Annotated in this window: 12 protein-coding genes; 2 read left to right on the forward strand and 10 right to left on the reverse strand. The window is 68.4% G+C overall.

All coding sequences use genetic code 11. The features are described from left to right. Window positions 1–28: 28 nt before the first annotated feature. The 3 genes from WS69_RS19325 to WS69_RS19335 all read right to left on the reverse strand — a co-directional run bounded on the left by WS69_RS19325 (window position 29) and on the right by WS69_RS19335 (window position 12,183). Window positions 29–4,144, reverse strand: coding sequence for a cytochrome P450 (locus WS69_RS19325; protein WP_059472302.1), 4,116 nt, complete (start codon window positions 4,142–4,144; stop codon window positions 29–31). Continuing rightward, window positions 4,141–10,524, reverse strand: coding sequence for an SDR family oxidoreductase (locus WS69_RS19330; RefSeq protein WP_059472303.1), 6,384 nt, complete (start codon window positions 10,522–10,524; stop codon window positions 4,141–4,143). Before WS69_RS19330 ends, WS69_RS19325 begins: the two co-directional genes overlap by 4 nt. A gap of 102 nt (window positions 10,525–10,626) precedes the next feature. After that, complete coding sequence (locus tag WS69_RS19335) at window positions 10,627–12,183, reverse strand: acyltransferase domain-containing protein (RefSeq protein ID WP_059472304.1); 1,557 nt, start codon at window positions 12,181–12,183, stop codon at window positions 10,627–10,629. A 586-nt stretch (window positions 12,184–12,769) separates the two neighbouring features. On the opposite strand from WS69_RS19335, the gene WS69_RS19340 reads away from it, so the two are divergent. Beyond that, entirely contained in the window at window positions 12,770–15,403 is a 2,634-nt protein-coding gene (locus tag WS69_RS19340) for an MMPL family transporter (protein WP_059472305.1), read from the forward strand. Window position 15,404: 1 nt separating this feature from the next. Beyond that, complete coding sequence (locus WS69_RS19345) at window positions 15,405–16,397, forward strand: MlaA family lipoprotein (RefSeq protein WP_059472306.1); 993 nt, start codon at window positions 15,405–15,407, stop codon at window positions 16,395–16,397. Window positions 16,398–16,514: 117 nt separating this feature from the next. Here the strand turns inward: WS69_RS19345 and WS69_RS19350 are convergent, their stop codons facing one another. The 7 genes from WS69_RS19350 to WS69_RS34220 form a co-directional block, all read right to left on the reverse strand. Next, window positions 16,515–17,078 (reverse strand): carboxymuconolactone decarboxylase family protein, encoded by a 564-nt coding sequence (locus tag WS69_RS19350; protein WP_059472307.1) that lies wholly within the window; start codon window positions 17,076–17,078, stop codon window positions 16,515–16,517. 42 nt (window positions 17,079–17,120) lie between these two features. Next, window positions 17,121–18,467 (reverse strand): aspartate aminotransferase family protein, encoded by a 1,347-nt coding sequence (locus tag WS69_RS19355; RefSeq protein WP_059472308.1) that lies wholly within the window; start codon window positions 18,465–18,467, stop codon window positions 17,121–17,123. Then, on the reverse strand, window positions 18,464–19,534 hold the full coding sequence (locus tag WS69_RS19360) for a C45 family autoproteolytic acyltransferase/hydolase (protein ID WP_059472309.1): 1,071 nt from the start codon (window positions 19,532–19,534) through the stop codon (window positions 18,464–18,466). Before WS69_RS19360 ends, WS69_RS19355 begins: the two co-directional genes overlap by 4 nt. A 12-nt stretch (window positions 19,535–19,546) precedes the next feature. Then, complete coding sequence (gene glnQ / locus WS69_RS19365; RefSeq protein WP_059472310.1) at window positions 19,547–20,275, reverse strand: glutamine ABC transporter ATP-binding protein GlnQ; 729 nt, start codon at window positions 20,273–20,275, stop codon at window positions 19,547–19,549. Then, window positions 20,272–20,928, reverse strand: a complete 657-nt coding sequence (gene glnP / locus WS69_RS19370; protein ID WP_059472313.1) for a glutamine ABC transporter permease GlnP — start codon at window positions 20,926–20,928, stop codon at window positions 20,272–20,274. The genes glnQ and glnP overlap by 4 nt, the downstream gene beginning before the upstream one ends. 64 nt (window positions 20,929–20,992) lie before the next feature. Next, window positions 20,993–21,745, reverse strand: a complete 753-nt coding sequence (gene glnH / locus WS69_RS19375; protein ID WP_059472311.1) for a glutamine ABC transporter substrate-binding protein GlnH — start codon at window positions 21,743–21,745, stop codon at window positions 20,993–20,995. A 300-nt stretch (window positions 21,746–22,045) separates the two neighbouring features. After that, window positions 22,046–22,227 (reverse strand): hypothetical protein (locus tag WS69_RS34220; protein WP_197419288.1); only part of this gene is annotated, 182 nt, incomplete at its 5' end.

Raw genomic sequence — 22,227 nt, forward strand, 5'->3', positions numbered from 1 at the left:
GTCGTTCTCTCACTTGTGCGGTCGCGTGTCATGCCGTCAGCGGGTCAGCAAGCGCGCCCGCTTCAGGCTGTGTCGCCTGCGCGGCGTCGACGCGCGTGTCGTCGAGGCGCAGCAGCACGTAGCCGCGCGCGTCGATCATCGCGAAGCGGCCGGTCGCATACTCGACGACGCCGTCGGCCGACGATGCCGGCAGCCGTGCGAGCTTCGCGCCGCCGATCCGCCAGACGGCGGGCGCGTCGGATTGCGCCGCACCCCATTCGGCGAGCAGGACGCGCAGCACGTGCTCGACGTGATTGACGGGCAGGCGCAGCTCGAGCGGAAACGGCAGCGTCCACAAGCTCAGCACCGCGGCGGGCGGCACGCGGCCGATCCGCACGATGCCGGCCGACGCGTCGTCGGGCACGCTCCAGTCACCCGCCGGCAGCAGATCGCCGTTCCACGCGGCGTGCGGCGCGCTCGTCAGCCTCGATGGTTCGAGCGTCGCGTCGGGCGGCCGCGCATACGCGGCGCCGATCTGCTCAGGCTCCGTCCGGTAGACGAGCGTCATGCTGAGCAGCTCGGCTTGCGTGCGCGCGTCGCTGCAGCGCACGTCGACGCACCAGGCATCGCCGATCATGTAGCCGGCCGCCTCGCTGCCGATCTCGACGGGCGCGCCGCCGTTCGACACGTCGGGCAGCGCGTCGAGGCGCAGCACGACGTTCGTCATCTCGCTCAGGTCGCGCGGCTCGCCCGTCGGCGGCATCACCCAGTCGCCGACCGCGCACGCATGCTCGAGCACGAGCGATGCGGGAAGCACCGCCCGGCCGTTGAAGCGGAACGCGTGCGCGTATGGCGCGACGGCCGGATCGATCGCATAGCGGCCTTCGAAGCGCTTGAACGGCCGAAAGCGCAGCGGCTCGCCGACGTGATGCCGGCGCGTGACGAGCTCGCCGATGTTCGGCAGCTCGCGAATCGGCAGGAAGCCCTTGATCTGCACGGGCGTCGGCGCGCGACCGACCGCGCCCATGAACATCACTTCGCCGCTGCCCGGCGACGCGAGCTCGCGCAGCCAATGCCGCACGCCCTCGTCGACGTTCATCGGCGTGATGTAGCGCTGCGTGACTGCGAAGTTCGTGATCATTCCGACGCCTTCCCATGTCGGCCACACGAGCGTCTTCACGCCGCACGCGGGCGGAAGCGCATGCTTCGCCGCCCAGAGACCGAGGCGCGCGAGCCCTTCGTTCGCGGCCGCGTAGTCGGTCTCGCCCGTCATTCCGCCCCAGCGGCCCGTCAACGAGCCGACGTTGCAGAACTGCACGAGCCGCGGCCGGGTGCGGACGGCATCGCACAGATTCGCGAAGCCGAGCACCTTCGTGCGGACCGTGCGCGCGAAGTCGTCGGCGCCCTTCTGGATCAGGCGCACCGGTTGGTCGACGCCCGCGTTGTGGATCACCATCCGCAGCGAATCGCCGAGCTCGTCGCACAGCGCGCGCACGGCCGCGCGATCGGTCACGTCGCAGACCCGATAACGAACCGGCAAATCGAGCGCGGCCATCTCGTCGAGCGCCGCCTTCAACTCGCGCCGCCGCTTGAGCCGCTGCAGCATCGCGCGAATCGCCTTCGGCGGATTGTCGGGCGTCGCCGCGCGCAGTTGCTCGAGGCCGTATCGCTTGAAGCCTTCGTCGTCGAGCGCCATCCACGGCTCGCTGCCGTCAGGCGACGCCTCGCGTCCCGTGACGATCACCGTGCAGCCGTGACGCTCGGCGAGCGCACGCGCGCACAACAGGCCGATTCCGCGCGCGCCGCCCGAGAACAGCACGGTGTCGCCCGGCGCGAGCGAAGCGCGCGCGTCCACGGCAAGCGGCGGCAGTTCATTGCGCCGCGCGTGCAGCGTGTAGCGCACGCCCTGCCGGTAGCCGACCTCGAAGAAGCCCCAACGATAGAGCTCGTTGACGACGAGCCGGTCGACGCGGCCCGTCTCGTCGGGCGCGATGTCGAGCACGCGCACGTTGCAGTTCGGCAGCTCCTGCGGCAGCGTCTTTGCGAGTCCCGCCCACAGGCCGCCGAGCGGCTGCGCGCCGGCGGCGGCGTCGCCGTAACCCATCATTCCGTCCATCCACGTGAGCGCGACGTAGAAGAGCCGCGACGTATCGTCCTCCGCCGCCCAGTCGCCATAGCACGCCTTCAGCAGCTCGACCGTGCGGCGCATCGGCGCTTCCCATGCGCTCGCGTCGTCGAGCGTGAACGGCGCTTCGAGCCCGAGATCGACGATGCCGTCGAACGGGCCCGCTTCGTTGACGAACGTCCGCGCGGCCTCCGCGTAATCGGCGTTCACTGCGGGCGCGAACACCGACACCTTCGTGCACGTCCGCGCGAGCGCGGCCGTGATGCGCTCGACCGTGCCGCCGCGCCCGTTGACGAGCGCGATTCGCTTGCCGCTCAACGCGGGCGACGGCGCATCGGGAACCGGATCGACGGGGGCCGGCCGCCACGTGAAGCGCCATGCGGGCACGCCGCGGGCGCTCGCGTCAGCGGCTGCATCACGCGGCGCCGCTGTGCTCGGCGTCGCGAGCGACAGCCTCGCGGCGTCGGCGTGTTGCCGGTTCGCCGCACGCTCGTCGGCCACGGCCGGGCCGCTCGCATGCGCGACATCGAGCGCTTGCGCCGATTCCGCCGCTGCCCCCGCCGCCGCGCTCGCGCCGATCTCGCCCGCCGCCGCCATCGGACACGCGGCGCCCGTCGGCTCGACCGTATCGCCGAGCGGCCGCAGCGCACGTGCAGCCTCGTGCTCGCGCACGCGCGCGAGATGACTCTGCTGACGCTCGCGCGGCTTCACGACCAGACGGATGCCGTGCACCGGCCGCAGCGAGATCGTCGCGCCGAGTTCGATCGGATGGCCGGGCAGCGCGTTCAGATCGAAATGCTGCGCGACCACCGCGACGAGCACGCGCATCTGCAACAGCGCGGTCTGGAAGCCGATGCACTTGCGCATCCCGCCGCCGAACGGGAAATAGACGAAGCGATGGCGAGCTGCCGCCTCGCTCGCGAAGTTCTCCGGATCGAACGCGTCCGGATTCCGCCAGAACGCCGGATGACGATGCGTGACGTACGGCGACATGAACACCGACGAGCGCGCCGGAATCCGATAGCCGCCGATCTCGTCGTCTTCGACGAGATCGCGCGTGAAGCCCCAGATCGGCGGATAGACGCGCAGCACCTCGTCGACGACCTGCGACAGATACGGCAATTGTTCGAAGTCCTGCACGGTCGGCGCGCGCCCGCCGAGGCGCGCGTCGAGCTCGTCGCGTAGCTGGCGCAGCACCGCCGGATGCTGCGCCAGCGCATACAGCGCCCACGCGAGGCCCGCGCCCGTCGTCTCATGGCCCGCGAGGAACACGGTCATCACTTCGTCATGCACTTCCTGCTGCGTCATCGGCGCGCCGGTGTCGGGATCGCGGGCATTCAGCAGCAGCGAAATCACGTCGCTCGGCTCGCAGCGTTCGTCGCGGTGATCGGCGATGATCTTCGCGATGATCGTGTCGATCGCGCGGCGCGCGTGCGCGATCCGGCGATTGAAGCGCGTCGGCGCCCAGCGCGGGATGAAGTCGTTCATGTTGCCCTGCGGCATCATCGCTTCGATCCCGAAGCGCACCGCCGGCCCCACAGCCTCCGCATGCGTCGACACGTCGGTGTTGAACACCATCAGCCCGAGCATCCGCAGGCTCAGGTGCATCATCTCCTCGACGACGTCGATCGACTTGCCGGGCGGCAGCGCGCTCCAGCGATGCGCGAGCGCGAGCGCCGCGTCGCCGACCGCGGCCGTGTGCGCGTCGACCTGCTTCTTGTGAAAGAGCGGCTGCACCGCGCGTCGGTGGCGGCGCCAGAATTCGCCGTCGGTCGTCAGCAGGCCGTCGCCGAAGAACATCTTGAAGTTGTCGTAGAAACGCCCGCGCACGTAGTTGCGATGGTTCTCCTGCAACACGTACTGAACGTGGTCCGGATGCGCGAGCGCATGCGTGACGAACGGTCCGAGCCGGTTGCGCGCAACGTCGCCGTATTGCTGGTGCAAACGCAGCAGCATCGTAATCGGATTGCGCTTGTATGCGGCGAGGTTGCCCATCACGAGGCTGCCGCGCGGCCCCGGCGCCTGGCGGTGCTTGCTCATGCCGTCTCCCGCTCGGTTGCAAGGCGCGCGGCGAGCGCGTCGACCTCGGCCTTCGTCGCGTACGCGCCGGTCGTCCGGTGCACGTAGCCGATCACGACGCCCGACACGCCGCTCATCTCCATCAGCATGCGGCCGTCGGACCGCACCGCGGCGAAGCGGTTGCCGGCGTGCGCGCCGTCGAGCGCGAACTCGCGGGGCGTCGCGTACAGATCGATCCGGTCGTAGCGGCGTGCGAGTTCGCAGTCGTTGCCGCCTTCGTACAGATCGATCCGGCCGATCGACACCGGCGCGGCGAGCGGGATGTAATCGCCCGCGACGTAGTTCAGCACCGCGACGCGCGCGAGGCCGTCGAGCATGATGCTCGGGACGACGAAGCGCGAAAAAACCGGGTCGCCGGGCGCGACGTTCAGTTGGTAGCGCGCGACCTTGCCCGACGCGGTGACGCCCGTATCGGCCGTCGACACGAACATGCCCGTCAGGCGCACGGGTGCCGATTCGAAGTGGTACGGATCGGCGACGGGCGTGCGCGGCTCGTCCGGCCGCATGGGCCAGACGGGCGCGCTCGCGTAGCGCGGCGCGACGAGCGCCTTGATCTCGAAGTGCAGCTTGTCCTGCACGAGCACCTGGCCGTTCGGCGCGAGCACATCCCCCGTGATCCGCACCTGCACGACGGCCGCATCGCCCTCGCGGCCGACGACCTGCGCGTGGATGCGCTTCGTGCTCGGCCGCTGCGCGTCGTACACGCGCAGGAAGTGGCGGAACGCGGCATCGCGGAAGCCGACGACGCGCAGCCCCGGCAGCAGCTTCATCGCCGCCTCGGCCGCGAGCTCCGGCACGAACGTGCCGGGCAGCGTTGCGAAGCGATTCACGACGTGGTGCTGCAGGTATGCATCGGTGCGCAGATCGAAGATGCGCTCGAACGTCACGCTGTCGCTCGTGCGGCGCACTTCGCGGCCGAGATAGAAATCGTGGCTCGGCGGCGGCGCGATACGATCGCGCGGCGGCGTCGGATGCGATGATCGCTGCGCCGGCTGCCCGGCACGCGCGCCCGGCGCGGCTTGCACGTTCGGTGCGTAGCTCCGCGGTTGCACGGACCGTTCCGTCCGCGCGGCCGGCGCGGACTCGGGCGCCTCGAAGAACGCCGGCAGACGCGCCTCGATCGCGCGCCGCTCGGCCGCGCCGAGATGCACGGAACTCGCCGCGCGCTCGGTCAGATTGAGCTCGCGCAGGAAGTGATGAATGCCCTCGTTGGTCCGCATGCTCGTGAAGAGCCCGCTCCTCTCGAGAAACGCGCGCTTGATGGGATTCGCGCCGAGACCGACCGAGCGCCACAGCCCCCAGCCGATCGTGAACTCGTCGCGCGCGAGCGCCGCGCGATGGTAGGCGGCCTGCGTGTTGAGGAAATCGTTGCCCGATGCGTAATCGGTTTCGCCCGCCTGGCCCGTCAGTCCGATGACCGATCCGAAGTTGCACCACGCGCGCGGTTGCGCGGCGCCGAATGCGTCGCGCACGTTCCAGTAGCCGCGAATCTTGATGTCGCGCACCGCGACGAAATCGTCGAACGACTTCCCGTTGATCGCCGCGGGGCCGTTCAGGCCCGCCGCGTTGACGACGAAATCGATCGGCCGGCCCGTCGCGACGATCTTGTCGACCGCCGCGCGCACGCTGCCCGCGTCAAGGACGTCGGCACGCAAATAGAACACCTTGTTCGGGCCGCAGTACGACTTCATCACGTCGATGTTGCTGCGCGCGGCGCGCACGTCGACCTGGTGCTCGAATGCCTTGATGATCGCGGGCACCGGCAGATGCGGATTGAGCGCCTTCTGCTCGCGGATGTAGTCGGGACGACGGCGCGCGAACGCTTCGTCGCTGCCCGCGAACACGTCGGGGCCGTATGCGTCGAGCCCGCTTCTGCCGATCAGATAGATCGTCGGCTGGAAGTGCTCGGCGACCGCTTTCATCAGCTCGGCCGTGATCCCGCGCGCGCCGCCGAATGCGACGACGACCGAATCGGGATCGAGCCGCGCGAAACCGTCGGCGGGCAGCTCGCCCGCGTCGCGCGTCACGCGCGGCGTCAGACGCCGGCCGCCGCATAGCGCGACGACGGGCAGCAGATGCTGCGCGCCGCTCTCGCGCTCGGCCTGTGCGATGCCTTGCCGGATGTCCGCGTCGTCCGTCAGCACGGCGAGCGAGCGCGCATTCGGCAGCTCGATCGCGAGCGCCTTCACGAGGCCCGTGAACATCCCCGCATCCGGATGCAGCACGTCTTCCTTCACAGCGTCGAGCAGCAGCGCGATGAACGAGCCCTGTTGCGCGACGCCGTCGTAGCACTGCTTGAGCGCGAGGAACGCGAGGTCGTGCAGCTTCAGCAGCCCGGGCGACGGTGCGGACAAACGATCCGGCGCGAGCACGCTCGTGTGCAGCGACGTCAGCAGCCGCACGTGGCGCGTGCCCGCGGGAATCAGCCCTCGCAGCGCGGCTTCGCCCAGCGTATCGACGACGGCGAGCCGCGCGCGCGAGAACGTCGTCGCGCGAGTGGACAGCACGAGCAGATCGGCGGGCAGCATGCCGATGCCGTCGAGCAGCTCGGGCGCGTCGGTCACGACGACGCTGCCCGCGGGCAGATACGCGATCGCGCCCGCGCCGGCATGCCACGGCGTTTCCTGCAAATCGATCCGATAGCGGGCGACGCCAAGCGGCTCGCCGTCGGCGGCGACGTCGGTCGCTTTCAGCGTCGCGGGGATCGGCACGCGCTTCTCGGTCGAAGCGGCGGCAACGGGCGGCGCAACGGGTGCCGTCGACTCCGTTCTCACGGTCGGCGCGAGCGGCGCGAGCGGCGCGACGGCATGCACCGTCGATGCCGAAGCCGCAACGGGCGTCGACGACGATATCGAAAAGTGAGAAGAAACGGGAGCCGATGGAGCTGCCGGAGCTGCCGGAGCTGCCGGAGCTGCCGGAGCTGCCGGAGCTGCCGGAGCTGCCGAAGCTGCCGGAGCCGCCGAGGACACGCCGGGCGCATCCACGCCGGGCGCATCCGAAACGGCGTGCGTGCGCGTGCTATCGTCGCCGACCGGCGGCGCGTTGCGATCGACGCGCAAGCCGAAGCGCACCCGATCGCGATCGTTGCCCAACGCGACCGACGCGGCGTCCTCACCGCCGACGAGCGCGCGCAGCACGGCGAGCGCGCCGTCGGCGCCGGCGTACGTGACTTCGCGGCCGTCGGCATCGCGCAGCGCGCATTGCGGCGCGGAAACGTCCGCGAACGCGCGGTCGCTCTCGACCCACGCAAGCACCGGCAGCCCGGCCGCGTCGGCCTGCGCCTTCGTCGTCACCGCGAACAGCACGATCCCTTCGGCGAGCGGCCGATCGAACGCGGGCTGCACTTCGTCGGCCGAGTTGCCGTTGATGCCGCCGACGATCACCATGTCGAGCTCGCCGCTTCTCAGGAAGCGCGACGCGACTTCGAACGCGGCAAGCGTCGACGCGTGCCCGGCGTCGACCGTCATGTTCATCCCGTGCAGATCGTGATAGTTCGCGACGCGCGCGGGAATCACGTTCGGCATCATGCCGGGGAACGCATTTTCGGTCGTCGGCGGCACGAGGCGCTTCGTTTTTTCGGCGACGCGCGCAAGCGCATCGTCGAGCGCCGGGCGCGACGCATCGTCGACGCTCGCGCGCACGGCGGTCGCGATGTCGTCGAGATAGCAGCGGCTCGCGTACAGCGCGGCGTTGCGCGTCGGCCCCATGTGGCCCATCACGATGCCGATCGCGTTCGCATGCGCGCCCCAGTAGTCGCTCAACTGCTCGCGCATGTCGTGCGCGGCGTCGAGCGCCATCAACTGGCAGCGGTCGAGCGCGCGCAGCACCGCAGGCGGCATCCGCACGCGATCGAAGCTCGGCAGCGGATACGTGAGACCGAAGCTCGCGCCGGGCGCGGCGCTCGCGCCGTTCAGCCACGCGGCGATCGCGTCGCGGCCGTCGAGCCCGGGGAATTTCGCGGACCAGCCGACGATCGCGAGCGGCTCGCGATTGACGCGCGCGGCAGGCTTCGACGCACGCAGGTCCGGCCGGTATTCGCCGACGATCAGATGGCCGTTCGTGCCGCCGAAGCCGAAGCCCGACACCGCGGCGACGCGCGCCGCATCGGCCTTGCGCGGCCAGTCGACGGCCCGCGTCGGAATCGTGAAGCCGCTCGCGTCGATGCCGAACTCCTGCGGCGGCTCGGAGAAGCGATGCTGCGGCGGAATGCGGCCGTGCTCGAGCGCGAGCAGCACCTGGATCAGCGACACAACGCCCGCCGCCCAGCCGGTATGGCCGACGAGCGACTTGTTCGACGTCACGTACACCGGCCGGTCGCGCTTCAGCGTGTCGCGCAAGCTCTGGAATTCGGCGAGGTCGCCCGCGGGCGTGCCCGTCGCGTGCGCGACGACCCAGTCGACCGCGTCCTTCGGCACGTCGGTCTGCCGGTACGCGCGATCGATCGCGATGCGCTGGCCGGCCGAATTCGGCGCGTAGATCGCCTTGCCCTTGCCGTCCGACGACGAGCCGAACGCCTTCAGCACGCCGAGCACGCGGTCGCCGTCGGCGAGCGCGCGCTTCAGGCGCTTCAGGATCACGACGCCCGCGCCGTCGGAGAACAGCACGCCGTCGCACGCCTTGTCGAACGGCCGCACTTCGCCGCTCCTCGACAGCCCGTGCAGCTTCGAGAACAGGATCGAGCCGCGCGGCGCGAGCGCGAACGCGCCGCCGCACGCGACGACGTCGTGCTTGCCGGCGAGCAGACTCTTGATGCCGAGGTCGACCGAATAGAGCGACGACGAGCACGCGGTGTCGACCATCATGTATTCGGCGTCGTCGGGCAGCACGCCGCGCATCGCGTTCAGGCCGACGCGATGCGGGAAGAATTCGGACAGCTCGCCCGTGCCGCGCGTATAGCGCGCGCGCAGCACCGCCTCGATCTGCGCGATGCGGCGCTCGCGCTCGCCGGGCGACGCGCCGGCTTCGTCGAGCGCGTCGCGCAACCGCGCGCGCATCGCCGCGAGCACCATCCCTTCTTCGAGGTGCTGACTGCCGTCCGCCGTGTAGCCTGCGAGAAACGACGTGCGGTCGCCCGCGCGAACGCGAACGCCGTCGAGCGCCTGGCGCAGCGAATGGCGCAGCCACAGCGTCGTCAGCTCGTCGGGCGCGGCGGCAGCCTCGATCTCGGCGCGCAGGCGGGCCTCGGGCTCGAAGCGCTCGTTGAACACCGAGCGCGACTGATAGCTCTTGTCCTCCGCTAACGGATCCGGCGAATAGAACGATCTGCATTCCCAACGATCGGGCGGCACGTTGCCGAACAGCTCGGGGCCGTTCAGCAACGCCTGCCAGAACGCTTCCGGGTCGCTCGCGCCGGGCAGCGCGACGCCCATGCCGACGACGGCGATTTCGTCGGCGTCGTCTTCGGACGCGCTTTCGGCGTCGGGCGCGCCGAGGCCCGCATCATACAGGGCGGCCGACGTCGCCGGCGCGGCGCCAGCGCTCGCCCGGCTCGGAAACGCAGTCGACGATGGCGCGACATCGCCATTCGGCAAGGCGGAATCCGCCGCCGCGCGCCACTCGCGCCGCGGCGACAACGTCTCGCTGCACAGCGACAGCCCGCCGTCCGCGACGATCACCTGCCCGGTGATCCAGCGCGCGGCATCCGACGCGAGGAACAACACGACGTCCGCGAGATCCTCGGCCGTCGCGAGGCGGCCGAGCGGCGTCGCCGCGCTGATCACGCGCTTCGTGTTGTCGGGATCGGGAAACTGCGCGGCGACGTCGCCGTCGATCAGCGCCGACGACGCGCCGTTCACGCGAATCCCGAGGCTCGCATACTCGCCGGCCAGATAACGCGTCAGCGATTCGAGCGCGGCCTTCGCGGTGCCGACGACGAGATAGTTCGCCGTCACGAGCGTCGAGCCGACCGACGACACGTTGACGATCGCGCCGCCGCCCGCGCGCGCCATCAGCCGCGCGGCGCGGCGCGCGCACCAGAACGCGCCTTTCAGATTGGTGTCGAGCGCGCGGTCGAAATGCGCGGCGTCGATGTCGTCGACGGGCAGCAGCGCACCGGACGCCGCGTTGTTGACGAGGATGTCGAGCTTGCCGTATTTCGCTTCGATTTCGTCGAACATCCGCTCGACCTGCGCCGGCTGCGCAACCGACGCGCGCACGACGTCGACCGTCGCGCCGAGCGCACGCAGCTCGGCCGCGGTCTCTTTCGACGCGTCGAGCGAATGAAAGAAATTGACGATGACATGCGCGCCTTCCTCGGCAAAGCGGCGGCAGATCGCCTTGCCGACGTTCTTTGCCCCGCCCGTCACCAGAACCCGTTTCCCCTTCAGATAGGAATTCGACATAAATCGCAGTGGTCAGGATTACCAAACATTCGGACGAGACTCTCCGTCTGATCCGGCCCTCTCCTCTCGTTTTTCTCGTGGCGCGCGGTGCGTGCGCGGCGCTCAGCTCATGACGAGCGCCGCCGCCTTGCCCTGGTGTTCATGGACGAAGTCGACGATCTGCCCCATCGCCTTGAAGTCGCCGGCGCGGAAGTTCGCCGGCAGCGGCGGCAGCCCGTAGCGGGCGGTGATCCGCTGGATGATCTCGGTCTGCTTGACCGAATCGATCCCAAGCTCCGCTTCGAGCTCGACCGTCTCGGTGAACACTTCGACCGGATACTCCATCGCTTCCGCGTAGATCGCGACGAGCTCGGTGAAGAGCCGGTCGCGCGGCACGTGCGCGGTCGGGGCCGCGGCGGGCGCGGCCGGTGCTTGCACGATTGGAGCGGCCGGCGCTTGCGCGGCCGGCGAAACGCTCGCCGCAGCCGCATGCGCGGCCGGCGCGAAACCGGCCGCGCCGCCGCGTTCGGTCACGATTTGCGGCGCGGGCGTCGCCTGCAGCCCCCGCGCGTCGAAGTAACGCTTGAGCTCGCCCTTGATCTTCTCGACGATCCCCGGACCACTGTCGCGCCAGAACTCGTCGAAATCGAGTTGCAGATGGCTTGCGCGAATGTCGTCGTTCATGACACTACCCCCATTGAAATATGCGAGAACGTTCTCCAGGCCGCCGAGTTCGCCTCCCACGCTCGACGCGCCCGGAAAGGTCTTGATGGCGCCGGGTCCCAGCGCGCGCACCGCGATCTTGCTGAGCGCATTCAGCGCACCGCACTCGACGAGCGCGCCGACACCCGCGGCTTTCAGTCTTGCGACCCCATCTCCGAACCGGACCGGCAATACGAGATGGCGCGCGAGACACGCGCCGAGATCGTCGGCTGCCGAGTAATAGCGATTCAATATCGGTGAATAAACCGGATATTCGAGCGCTTTATTTCTATAAGCTTTCAGACGTCGCCCGAATTCAATTCGCGCATTTTCCAGATCGTCATGATGAAATGCGTAAGGCGAATTCAATACTTGCGCGGATGTATTATTTCGAATGCAATAAGCCGAGAATTCATCGACGTATTCTTGCGCGCCCGATACGACGGTCTGTGACGCATGATTTTCGACCGCGATCTGCACGCGCCCCTTGCGTTCTTCGGGCGCGCCGCGAAAGCATGCGGCGAGATGCGCGCGCACCGCGTCGGGTGACGCGGACACGGCCGCCATCCGGCCGCCGGCGGGCGCGGCCGCGCGCAGCGCGTCGATCCGGTCGCAGACGATGTCGGCGCCTTCGTCGATCGAGAACGCGCCGCCGCACGTGAGCGCGGCAATCTCGCCGAAGCTGTGTCCGACGAGCACGTCGGGCCGCACCGCACGCGCGCGCAGCGCCTCGAAGTATGAGATGGACGTCGCATAGATCGCGAGTTGCAGCAGATCCGGCGCGTATTGCAGGAGATCCTCGACGCCGACGTGCTCGTCCCACAGCGTCGCGAGCAACGGACGGCGCAGCCGTCGGACGGAAACGGCATCGATGGCTTGCATCGCCCGCTGCACCGCGGGATACGCGCCGCTCAACGCCCGCGCCGCGCCCGCATGGAATGCGCCTTGCCCGGGAAACAGAAATGCAACTTGCACCATGTGATTGCCTTTGCCCACCACCAACGCCGAACGGCCCGATGTCGATCGGTCTAGAATTCGTCCCCTCAGCCTCCTGCTGAATATTTATTCGATTACGCATCGCGCCGACGATATGCAATCCTTAAATCCAATAATGTATTGGCGTAAAGTAACATACACGCTTACACACCTATGTTCGCCAAACCACATATCTTCTGTGCGCATTTACACGTCGAATAGGCATGCCGTCGCACCGCGCCGATCCGAACCAAAAGGCAATTTCGCGGCGCCGTTTGTTAAAAATGTTGAATTAAACGGCTGAAAATCGATATTCACGCGCGGCGGCGCCGATTGGCGGCCGCCGCGAACGAATCGGCGCGCGCCGGCGGGCGGCCGCGCGCGCAATAGTCCCGCCGCAACGCCGCATCGTTCCCCAAGCCCTGCACCCGCCTTCGTGCCGCCTCCCTGTCGCTTTCCGTCACATTCCAACCCTATTTCGTAACAATCCGGCGAGATTCACATGCGCCGGAACCTTGCCGACTCTGAAACCCGCGCGCCGGTATACTTGGACACTTTGCCTTTCCGCAGCCCCCCAACCCGCCGCCTCATGCTGACTTCCGTCCTCGTCCGACTCGTCGCCTGGTCGGTGCGGCGCCCTATCTGGGTCGTCGTGCTGTCGCTCGTCGTCGCCGCGCTCAGCAGCGTCTATGTCGCACACCATTTCAAGATCAACACCGACATCAGCAAGCTCGTCGAGAACGACCCGCAATGGGCCGCGCTCGGCGATGCGATCGATGACGCGTTCCCGCAGCGCAGTCAGACGATCCTCGCGGTCGTCGAGGCGCCCGCGCCCGAATTCGCGACCGCCGCGGCCGATGCGCTCGCCGACGGCCTGCGCCGCGAAACCGAAGCGGGCCGCATCGGCCAGGTGTCCGAGCCCGGCGGCGGCCCGCTCTTCGAGCACAACGGCCTGCTGTTCCTGCCCCAACAAGACGTCGCGACAACGACCGCGCAGCTCGCGAGCGCGCGGCCGCTCATCAACGTGCTCGCGAAGGATCCGAGCATCGCCGGCCTCGCGACGACGCTGTCGACGACGCTCGGCGTGCCGTTGCAGTCGGGCCAGGTCAAGCTGTCCGGGATGGCGAAGCTGCTGTCGCGCAGCGCGGCGACCGTCGACGACGTGCTGGCCGGCAAGCCGGCCGCGTTCTCGTGGCGCGCGCTCGTCGACACCGACGCGGCCCGCGAGCCCGCGCGCACGTTCGTGACCGTGCAGCCCGTCGTCAACTACGGCGCACTGAAGGCGGGCGAGCAGACGTCCCGGACGATCCGCGCGACCGCGCAGGCGTTGCAGCTCGACAAGCGCTTCGGCGCCGTCGTGCGGCTGACGGGCGAGCAGCCGCTCGCCGACGAAGAGTTCGCATCGGTCGAAGACGGCGCGGCCGTCAACGGCATCGCGACGCTCGTGATCGTGCTCGTGATCCTGTGGATCGCGCTGCGCTCGAAGCGGATGATCGCGTCGGTGTTCGTCACGCTGTTCGTCGGCCTCGTCGTCACCGCCGCGCTCGGGCTGATGATGGTCGGCTCGTTGAACATGATCTCGGTCGCGTTCATGGTGCTGTTCGTCGGCCTCGGCGTCGATTTCGCGATCCAGTACGGCGTCAAGTACCGCGAGGAGCGCCACCGCGCGCCGAATCTCGAGCACGCGCTCGTCGGCGCCGCGCACGCGATGGGCATGCCGCTCACGCTCGCGACGGCGGCCGTCGCCGCGAGCTTCTTCTCGTTCCTGCCGACCGCGTATCGCGGCGTGTCGGAGCTCGGCCTGATCGCGGGCGTCGGGATGTTCGTCGCGCTCTTCACGACGATGACGCTGCTGCCCGCGCTCATCAAGCTGTTCGCGCCGCCCGGCGAGCGCAAGCCGCCCGGCTTTCCGCGCCTCGCGCCCGTCGACGACTATCTCGACCACCATCGCAAGCCGATCCTGATCGGCACGCTTGCCGTCGTGATCGGCGCGCTGCCGCTCCTCACGCACCTGCGCTTCGACTTCAACCCGCTGCACCTGAAGGACCCGGGCAGCGAATCGATGGCGACGCTGCTCGCGCTGAAGGATTCGCCGGAAGCGTCGGTCAACGACGTGTCGATGCTCGCGCCGTCGCTCGCGGCCGCCGACGCCGCCGCGAAGCGTCTCGAAGCGCTGCCGGAAGTCGGCCGCACGACGACGCTGTCGACGTTCATCCCCGACGCGCAGCCGCCGAAGCTCGCGACGATCGCCGCGGCCGCGCGCGATCTGCTGCCCGCGCTCACGCAACCGGCCGCCGCGCCCGTGTCGGACGCGCAGCGCGTCGCGGCATTGAAGCGCGCGTCGAATCTGCTCGAATACGCGTCCGAGGATTACCCGGGCCCGGGCGCCGCGGCCGCGAAGCATCTGTCCGAATCGCTCGCGAAGCTCGCCGCCGCCGACAGTGCGACGCGCGACCGCGCGGAAAACGCGTTCTCCGCGCCGCTGAAGATCGCGCTGAATCAGCTCGCGATGCTGTTGCAGCCGTCGGAGATCACGCGCGAGAACCTGCCGCCGCAGATCGCGCGCGACTGGATCGCGCCGGACGGCCGCGCGCTCGTGCAGATTTCGCCGAAGGTGCCGAAGGGCGTCGATCCCGGCGACGATGCGATGCTGCGCCGCTTCGCGAAGGCCGTGAAGGCGGCGGAGCCAGGCGCGATCGGCGGTCCGATCTCGATCCTGCACTCGGCCGACACGATCATCCGCGCGTTCCTGCAAGCGGCCGCGCTGTCGGTCGTGTCGATCACGGTGCTGCTGTGGATCACGCTGCGCCGCTTCGGCGACGTGCTGCGCACGCTCGTGCCGCTCCTCGTGTCGGGCGTCGTGACGCTCGAGCTGTGCGTGCTGTTCGGGATGCCGCTCAACTTCGCGAACATCATCGCGCTGCCGCTGATGCTCGGCGTCGGCGTCGCGTTCAAGGTGTATTTCGTGATGGCATGGCGCGCGGGCCAGACGGGCCTGCTGCAGTCGAGTCTCACGCACGCGGTGCTGTTCAGCGCCGCGACGACGGCCACTGCGTTCGGCAGCCTGTGGCTGTCGCATCATCCGGGCACGGCGAGCATGGGGCGCCTCCTCGCACTCGCGCTGTCGTGCACGCTGATCGGCGCCGTCGTGTTCCAGCCCGTGCTGATGGGCAAGCCGCGCACGAAGCGCGTGACGAATCAATTGCAAGGAATCGATGAATAAGATGCGAATTACCGCGTCGGCGCTCGCCGCCTGCCTGCTCGCGAGCGGCTGCGCGACCGGCCCCAACCGCCACCCCGGCGATCCGCTCGAACCGATGAACCGTGCGGTCTTCAAGTTCAACGACGCGGTCGACCAGACAATCGCCGTGCCGATCGCGAAGGGCTATCAGAAGGTGACGCCGACGCCGCTGCGCACGGCGATCAGCAACTTCTTCTCGAACCTCGGCGATCTCGGCAACATCGCGAACAACCTGCTGCAGCTCCGGATCACCGACGCGACGCAGGACGTGATGCGCGTCGCGATGAACTCGGTGTTCGGCGTCGCCGGGCTGATCGACGTCGCGACGCTCGCCGGGCTGCCGAAGCACCACCAGGATTTCGGGCTTACGCTCGCGCGCTGGGGCGTGCCGGCGGGCCCGTATCTGGTGCTGCCGGTCTTCGGGCCGAGCTCGTTCCGCGACGGCGTCGGCCGCGCAGTCGACGTCCGCTTCAATCTGCTGAACTACATCGAACCCGCCGCACGCAATCCGATGTACATCGCGCAATTCATCAGCGCGCGTTCGGATCTGCTCGGCGCGAGCGACCTGCTGCAGCAGGCCGCGCTCGACAAGTACTCGTTCGTTCGCGACGCGTACGTGCAGCAGCGCCGCTCGCTCACGTATCACGGCAGGAGCGAGGAGGAATCGCTGCCGAACTACAACGAGCCCGACGGCGCGCCGGCGGACGGCAAGGGCGGCAGCGCGCCGGGCGGCTTGCCGCAGTATCAGGATCCGGGCGAGGGCGCGGGCGGCGGCGCTGAAGGCGGCGGGCGCGAGCCGGCCGGGCTGCCGCAGTATCAGGATCCCGGCAATGCCGGCGCGAGCGGCGGCGCAGCGGCGGAGCCGGCTGCAGCGTCCGCGCCGGCGCCCGCATCGGCGTCCGCGCCCGCATCGGCGGCTTCCGCCGCAGCGCCGGCATCCGCGCCGGATGCGAAGGCCCCGTCGACGACGAACTGACGCACACTCCGCTCATCGGCACGGCGGCCGTTTCGAGTCCGAAACTGCCGCCGTTGTCTTGTGCGGACGCGACGAACGCGCGCCGCCCGCCTCATCGTTCCTTCATTTTTCCTCCGGCTATTCGGCGAACGGCAGCGCCGTCTGCCCGTCGGCGCGCATCTCGAACACGTTCAACGTCATCGCGACGAGCGCGTAATAGCCGAGCAGCGCGACGAGACTCACGATCACCTGGCGCCCGAAGCGCGCGACCGACGCGTCGTACGTCGCGTCGGATACGCGCTTCGTCTCGTACAGCTCGGTCGCGAAGCGGAAGATCAGCGCATCGTCGGCGTCGTCGAACGCCGGGGCCGTGCCGGTTCGGATCGCTTCGGCGACCGCGGCGGGCACGCCTGCATCGAGCGCGATCGGATGATGGATGTGCCATTCCGCCTGCGAGCGCCAGCGCGCCGACGTCACGAGGATCGCGAGCTCCGACAGCCGCAATGGCAGCCCGGTGCGATACCGGCAGAACGCGCCGAGCCGCTGCGCGTGCTGCGCGAGCTCGGGACTCGCGATCCAGCCGAGAAACGGCCCGTTCAGATTGCCGCGCGGCCCGCTCAGGATTTCGTCGAGCACCGCCTTCTGCTCGTCGGTCGCGGTCTCGCGCTGGAATTCAGGAAGCCTCTTCTTTGTTTTCGTCATGTCGGTTCACCGGAGCAAAGGGTGCGCATGGGCGGCCGCGCATCAACGCACGGCTGCCGCGCCGATCGATGCGAGCGCCGCCTCGATCGCGCCCGCGAGCCGCTCGACGATCGCGCCGATCTGCTGCGCGGTGCAGATGAACGGCGGCGCGAGCAGGATATGATCGCCCGAATCGCCGTCGGCGGTGCCGCCCATCGGATACACCATCAGCCCGCGCCGCATCGCTTCGCGCTTGACGATCGCGTTGAGCTTCAGTTGCGGCTCGAACGGCGCCTTCGTGTCGCGCTCGCGCACGAGCTCGACGCCGACGAACAGCCCGCGGCCGCGCACGTCGCCGACGTGCGGATGATCGGCATAGCGCTCGCGCAGCAGCGCACGCAGTTGCTCGCCGCGCGCCTTCACGTTGTCGAGCAGCCGATCCTCGGCGATCACGCGCTGCACTTCGAGCGCGGCCGCGCATGCGGTCGCGTGGCCGATATACGTGTGGCCGTGCTGAAAGAAGCCCGAACCGCCGACGATGGTCCGGTAGATCTCGTCGCTGACGAGCGTCGCGCCGATCGGCTGATAGCCGGCACCGAGCCCTTTCGCGATCGCCAGGAGGTCGGGTGCGACGCCGTCCTCTTCGCATGCGAACAGATGGCCGGTGCGCCCCATCCCCGACATGATCTCGTCGAGGATCAACAGGACACCGTACTTGTCGCACACCGCGCGGATCTTGCGGAAATACTCGCGCACGGGCGGCACCGCGCCCGCCGTCGCGCCGACGACCGTCTCCGCGACGAACGCCGCGACCGTATCCGGCCCGAGCGCGAGAATCTTGCTTTCGAGTTCGTCGGCAAGACGTTGCGCGAACGCCGCTTCGCTTTCGTCCGCGCGCTGCTCGCGATATGCGTAGCACGGGCTCACGTGATGGGCTTCGATCAGAAGCGGAAGGAACGGCGCGCGCCGCCACGCGTTGCCACCGATGGCGAGCGCGCCGAGCGTGTTGCCGTGATAGCTCTGCCGGCGCGCGACGAAATGCCGGCGCGCAGGCTCGCCCTTTTCGACGAAGTACTGACGCGCGAGCTTCAGCGCGGCTTCGATCGCTTCCGATCCGCCCGACACGAAGTACACGTGCTCGAGCCCCGCCGGCGCGGCGGCGGCGAGCCGGTCCGCGAGCGCTTCGGCCGGCTGCGTCGTGAAGAACGAAGTGTGCGCGTACGGCAGTTGCTGCGCCTGCCGCTTGATCGCATCGATCACGCGCTGATTGCTGTGCCCGAGGCACGATACGGCTGCGCCGCCGCACGCGTCGATGTAGCGCTTGCCGGTCGAATCGATGATCTCGATGCCGTCGCCCGCGACCGCGACCGGCAGGTTCGCGCGCGGCGCGCGATGAAATACGGTGGTCATGCGTGTCCTTCTTCGTGTCGAAGCGCCGGCGGACGCTGCGCGTCCGCCGGCACGAATTGCTGAAAGCGCACCGAGCCTTGCTCGCGCACCTCGAACGCGACGCCGTCGTCGCCGATCGAGAAGAGCGCGGTCGCAAGCGTGTTCTCGTCGTCGGGATCGTTCGGATCGTCGCGATAGATCGGCAGGCCGTCGCCCGCGCGGTCGGCGAGCACGCGCCACAGCGCGGACGCGTCGACCGTCCCTTCGAGCGGCGGCAGAAGCTGCGCGAGGCGCGCTTGCCGATCGGCGGACGACGCGGTGACGATCTGCGCTTCGGTGTCGCCCCCCGGATGAATCAGATGGTTCGCGTGGCCGGACACGCCGTCGATGTCGAGCACCGACGTGCGCGCGACGCTCGCCTCGACGCTGACGACGCGCCGCTCGCCCGCGCAGCCGAGCGTGTGATGGAAGCCGCTCGCGCGCGGCGTGTCGCACAGCATGCGCAGCGCGTCGCCGAGCGACAGCGCGTCGAGCACCGCGCGCGCGAGGATCATCCGCGGCACACCCGCGGCCGGACGGCGAATGCGGACATTATTGATCGCCTGCACGAGCCCCGCGCGATTCACCGCAAACGTATGGCCCGGCAGCGATCCCGGATAGTAGAAACTGACGAAGCCCGGCTTGCCGTCGGGCCGCACGTCGACGAGCGCGCACTTGCCGCGCAGATGCGGATCGCCATCCTCGTTGTGCGCGATCATCCGATCGCGCGGCGTGCGCAACGCGAGCGTCGTGCAGCCGTCCGGCGCGTTGTGGATCAGCTCGCCGCGGCAGTTCCAGACGAACACGTCTTCCGCATGCCAGCCGAGGCCGGCCGCGAGCCCGTCGAGCTCGGCGACGAGCGCCGGAAACGCCGTCTCGGCCGCGCGACGCAGCTCGGCGACGAACGGATGGCCGCGCCAGCGCGCGACCGCGCGCCACGCGCTGCTCTGCGCGACGTACGCATCCATCACCGGCCGGGCAAGCTCGCCGAGCTGCCGGCCGATGTCATGCGGCGAACCCGCCACGCCGACGGGCTTGAGAAACTTCATCTGTTGTCCTGATCACGAAACGTGTTTGAGAAAATCTTTCAGGCGCGGCGTCGGCGGATGATCGATCAACGATCTCGGATCACCGTCCTCGGCGATGCCGCCCTGGTCCATGAACAAAAGCCGCGTGCCGACCTGCTTCGCAAAGCCGATCTCGTGCGTGACGACGATCATCGTCATCCCTTCGTTCGCGAGATCGCGCATCACCTTCAGCACTTCGTGGCGCAGCTCGGGGTCGAGCGCCGATGTCGGCTCGTCGAACAGCATCAGCTTCGGCTTGATCGCGAGCGCGCGCGCGATCGCGACGCGCTGCTGCTGGCCGCCCGACAGCTCGGACGGATAGTGGTTCGCGCGTGCCTCGAGGCCCACTTTGTCGAGCAGCGCCATCGCCTGATCGCGCGCCTGCGCGCGCGACGCGCCGCGCACCTGGATCGGCCCGAACATCACGTTCTCGAGCGTGGTCATCTGCGGAAACAGATTGAACTGCTGGAACACCATCCCGGCTTCGAGCCGGATGTTGTGGATCACCGCGGCCTTGCCCTTCACGCTCTGCCCGTCGACGAGCAGATCGCCGCCCGTGATCTTCTCGAGCGCGTTGATGCAGCGGAGCATCGTCGACTTGCCCGAGCCCGACGGCCCGACGACGACCACGACCTCGCCCGCGTCGATGCACAGGCTGATGTCCTTCAGCACCGGCACGTGACCGAAGCTCTTCGACACATTACGGAATTCGACCATGCTCATAAGATGCGCATCCTTCTCTCGACGAAGCGAAGCGTGAGCGTCATCACGCCGGTGAGCACGAGATAGATCGCGGCGACCGCGGTCCAGATCTCGACCGCCTGGAAATTGCCGGCGATGATCTCCTGCCCCTTGCGCGTCAGCTCGCCGACGCCGATCACGATGAACAGCGACGTGTCCTTCAGGCTGACGATGCACTGGTTGCCGAGCGGCGGAATCAGCCGGCGGAATGCGAGCGGCCCGACGATCTTCACGAGCACGCGCGGCATCGACAGCCCCATCGCAAGCCCTGCTTCCGTCAAACCCTGAGGAATGGAAAGCAACGCGCCGCGCACGACCTCGGCAAGATACGCGCCCGAGTTCAGCGTGATCGCGACGATCGCGGCCGTCAGGCCGTCGATCCGGATATGCGCGAGCAGCGGCAGCGCGAAATAGAGGAACATCACCTGCACGACGATCGGCGTGCCGCGGATCAATTCGATGTAAACCTGCGCGAGCACGTTCAGCAAGGCAGGGCCGTACGCGCGAAACATGCCGGCAACCATGCCGACGAGAAAACCGCCCGCCAGCCCGAAAAATGCGATGAAAACCGTGAGCTTCACGCCGTCCATCAAGTCCGGCAATGCAGCCCATATCGCTGACCAGTCGAATTGCACATCCAACTCCCGATTGAGTTCCGATCGACGCGGCAAAACACGCCGCGCCGGCCTGATTCACCGCTTAGGACTTCGGCGGCTCGGAGCCGAACCACTTCTTGTAGATCTTCGCGTAGCGGCCGTCGGCCTTCATCTTCGCGAGCTCGGCGTTGACCTTCGCGACGAGCGGGCTGCCCTTCGGGAAGCCGATCCCGTACTTGTCGCCGCTCACCGGCGTGCCCGCGACCTTCACGCGGCCCTTGCCCTCGTTGTTCACGAAGAACAGCACGTTCGGCGTGTCGTGCATCGCGGCATCGACGCGGCCGGCTTCGAGCGCGAGATAGGCCTGATCGACGTTCGGGAACTGTCGGATCTCCTTCGGTTTCAGGTGCGCCTTGATCCAGTCGATCGTCGCGGTGCCCGTCTTCGCGGCGATCACCTTGCCGTTCAGGTCGTCGATCGACTTGATCGTCGTATTGTTCGTCTGGACCATCGCGGCGAGGCCGCTGTCGTAGTACGGATCGGAGAAGTCGATCGCCTTCTTGCGCTCCGCCTTGATCGTCATTCCGGACAGCGCGACATCGATGTTCTGCGTCTGCAGCGCCGGAATCAGGCCGGCGAAGTCCATCGGCTGGATCTTGTAGGTCCAGCCCGCGTCTTTCGCGATCTCGGCCCACAGGTCGAGATCGAAGCCGACGTATTTGTCGCCTTGCTTGAACTCGAACGGCATGAACGAGGTGTCGGTGCCGACGACGAGATCCTTCGCCTGTGCGCTGGCGAGGCTCGCGCCGACGAGCGCGACTGCGACGACTGTCTTGATGAACGAACGGCGTCCCATGATGTATCTTCTCCGCAATGAGTGGCGATGCCCCGATCTGGCCGGGGAACAGCGACGAACACCAGCCGCACCGCAACACGCGATGTCATTATTGTAATTAGTGCAACATGTGTTGTCACGAAGGATGCTACGCCGCCAAAAAAGAAAGCAACAGGAATTTGCGTCGCGAAAAACCCTAGGTGGGAGGATCGATCGGGCGATGGGAAGGATGGCGGGCTTGCCCGGTGCGCCGGCTGACGCGAGCGCGGAATGGGGACTTCGGCCGGGGTCGGACCGATTCGAACCGGGGCCTGCGGCAGGCTAACCGCAGAGCATAGGGAGCGGCGCGCACGGCACGAGACAGCGACGGCGGCCCGCGCAAGCGACGATGATGGCCGGAGATCGGGACTGCGAATCGCTGGCTTCGGCTTCGGCTTCGGCTTCGGCTTCGGCTTCGGCTTCGGCTTCGGCTTCGGCTTCGGCTTCGGCTTCGGCTTCGGCTT

Source organism: Burkholderia sp. BDU5, from assembly GCF_001522845.1.
GTDB lineage: Bacteria > Pseudomonadota > Gammaproteobacteria > Burkholderiales > Burkholderiaceae > Burkholderia > Burkholderia mayonis.

Coding starts and splice junctions, on each gene's coding strand:
- WS69_RS19335 (WP_059472304.1), bottom strand. CDS start 12,183: ATGGTGCAAGTTGCATTTCTGTTTCCCGGGCAAGGCGCATTCCATGCG.
- glnH (WP_059472311.1), bottom strand. CDS start 21,745: ATGGGACGCCGTTCGTTCATCAAGACAGTCGTCGCAGTCGCGCTCGTC.
- WS69_RS19345 (WP_059472306.1), top strand. CDS start 15,405: ATGCGAATTACCGCGTCGGCGCTCGCCGCCTGCCTGCTCGCGAGCGGC.
- WS69_RS19355 (WP_059472308.1), bottom strand. CDS start 18,467: ATGACCACCGTATTTCATCGCGCGCCGCGCGCGAACCTGCCGGTCGCG.
- WS69_RS19350 (WP_059472307.1), bottom strand. CDS start 17,078: ATGACGAAAACAAAGAAGAGGCTTCCTGAATTCCAGCGCGAGACCGCG.
- glnQ (WP_059472310.1), bottom strand. CDS start 20,275: ATGAGCATGGTCGAATTCCGTAATGTGTCGAAGAGCTTCGGTCACGTG.
- WS69_RS19340 (WP_059472305.1), top strand. CDS start 12,770: ATGCTGACTTCCGTCCTCGTCCGACTCGTCGCCTGGTCGGTGCGGCGC.
- WS69_RS19330 (WP_059472303.1), bottom strand. CDS start 10,524: ATGTCGAATTCCTATCTGAAGGGGAAACGGGTTCTGGTGACGGGCGGG.
- WS69_RS19325 (WP_059472302.1), bottom strand. CDS start 4,144: ATGAGCAAGCACCGCCAGGCGCCGGGGCCGCGCGGCAGCCTCGTGATG.
- WS69_RS19360 (WP_059472309.1), bottom strand. CDS start 19,534: ATGAAGTTTCTCAAGCCCGTCGGCGTGGCGGGTTCGCCGCATGACATC.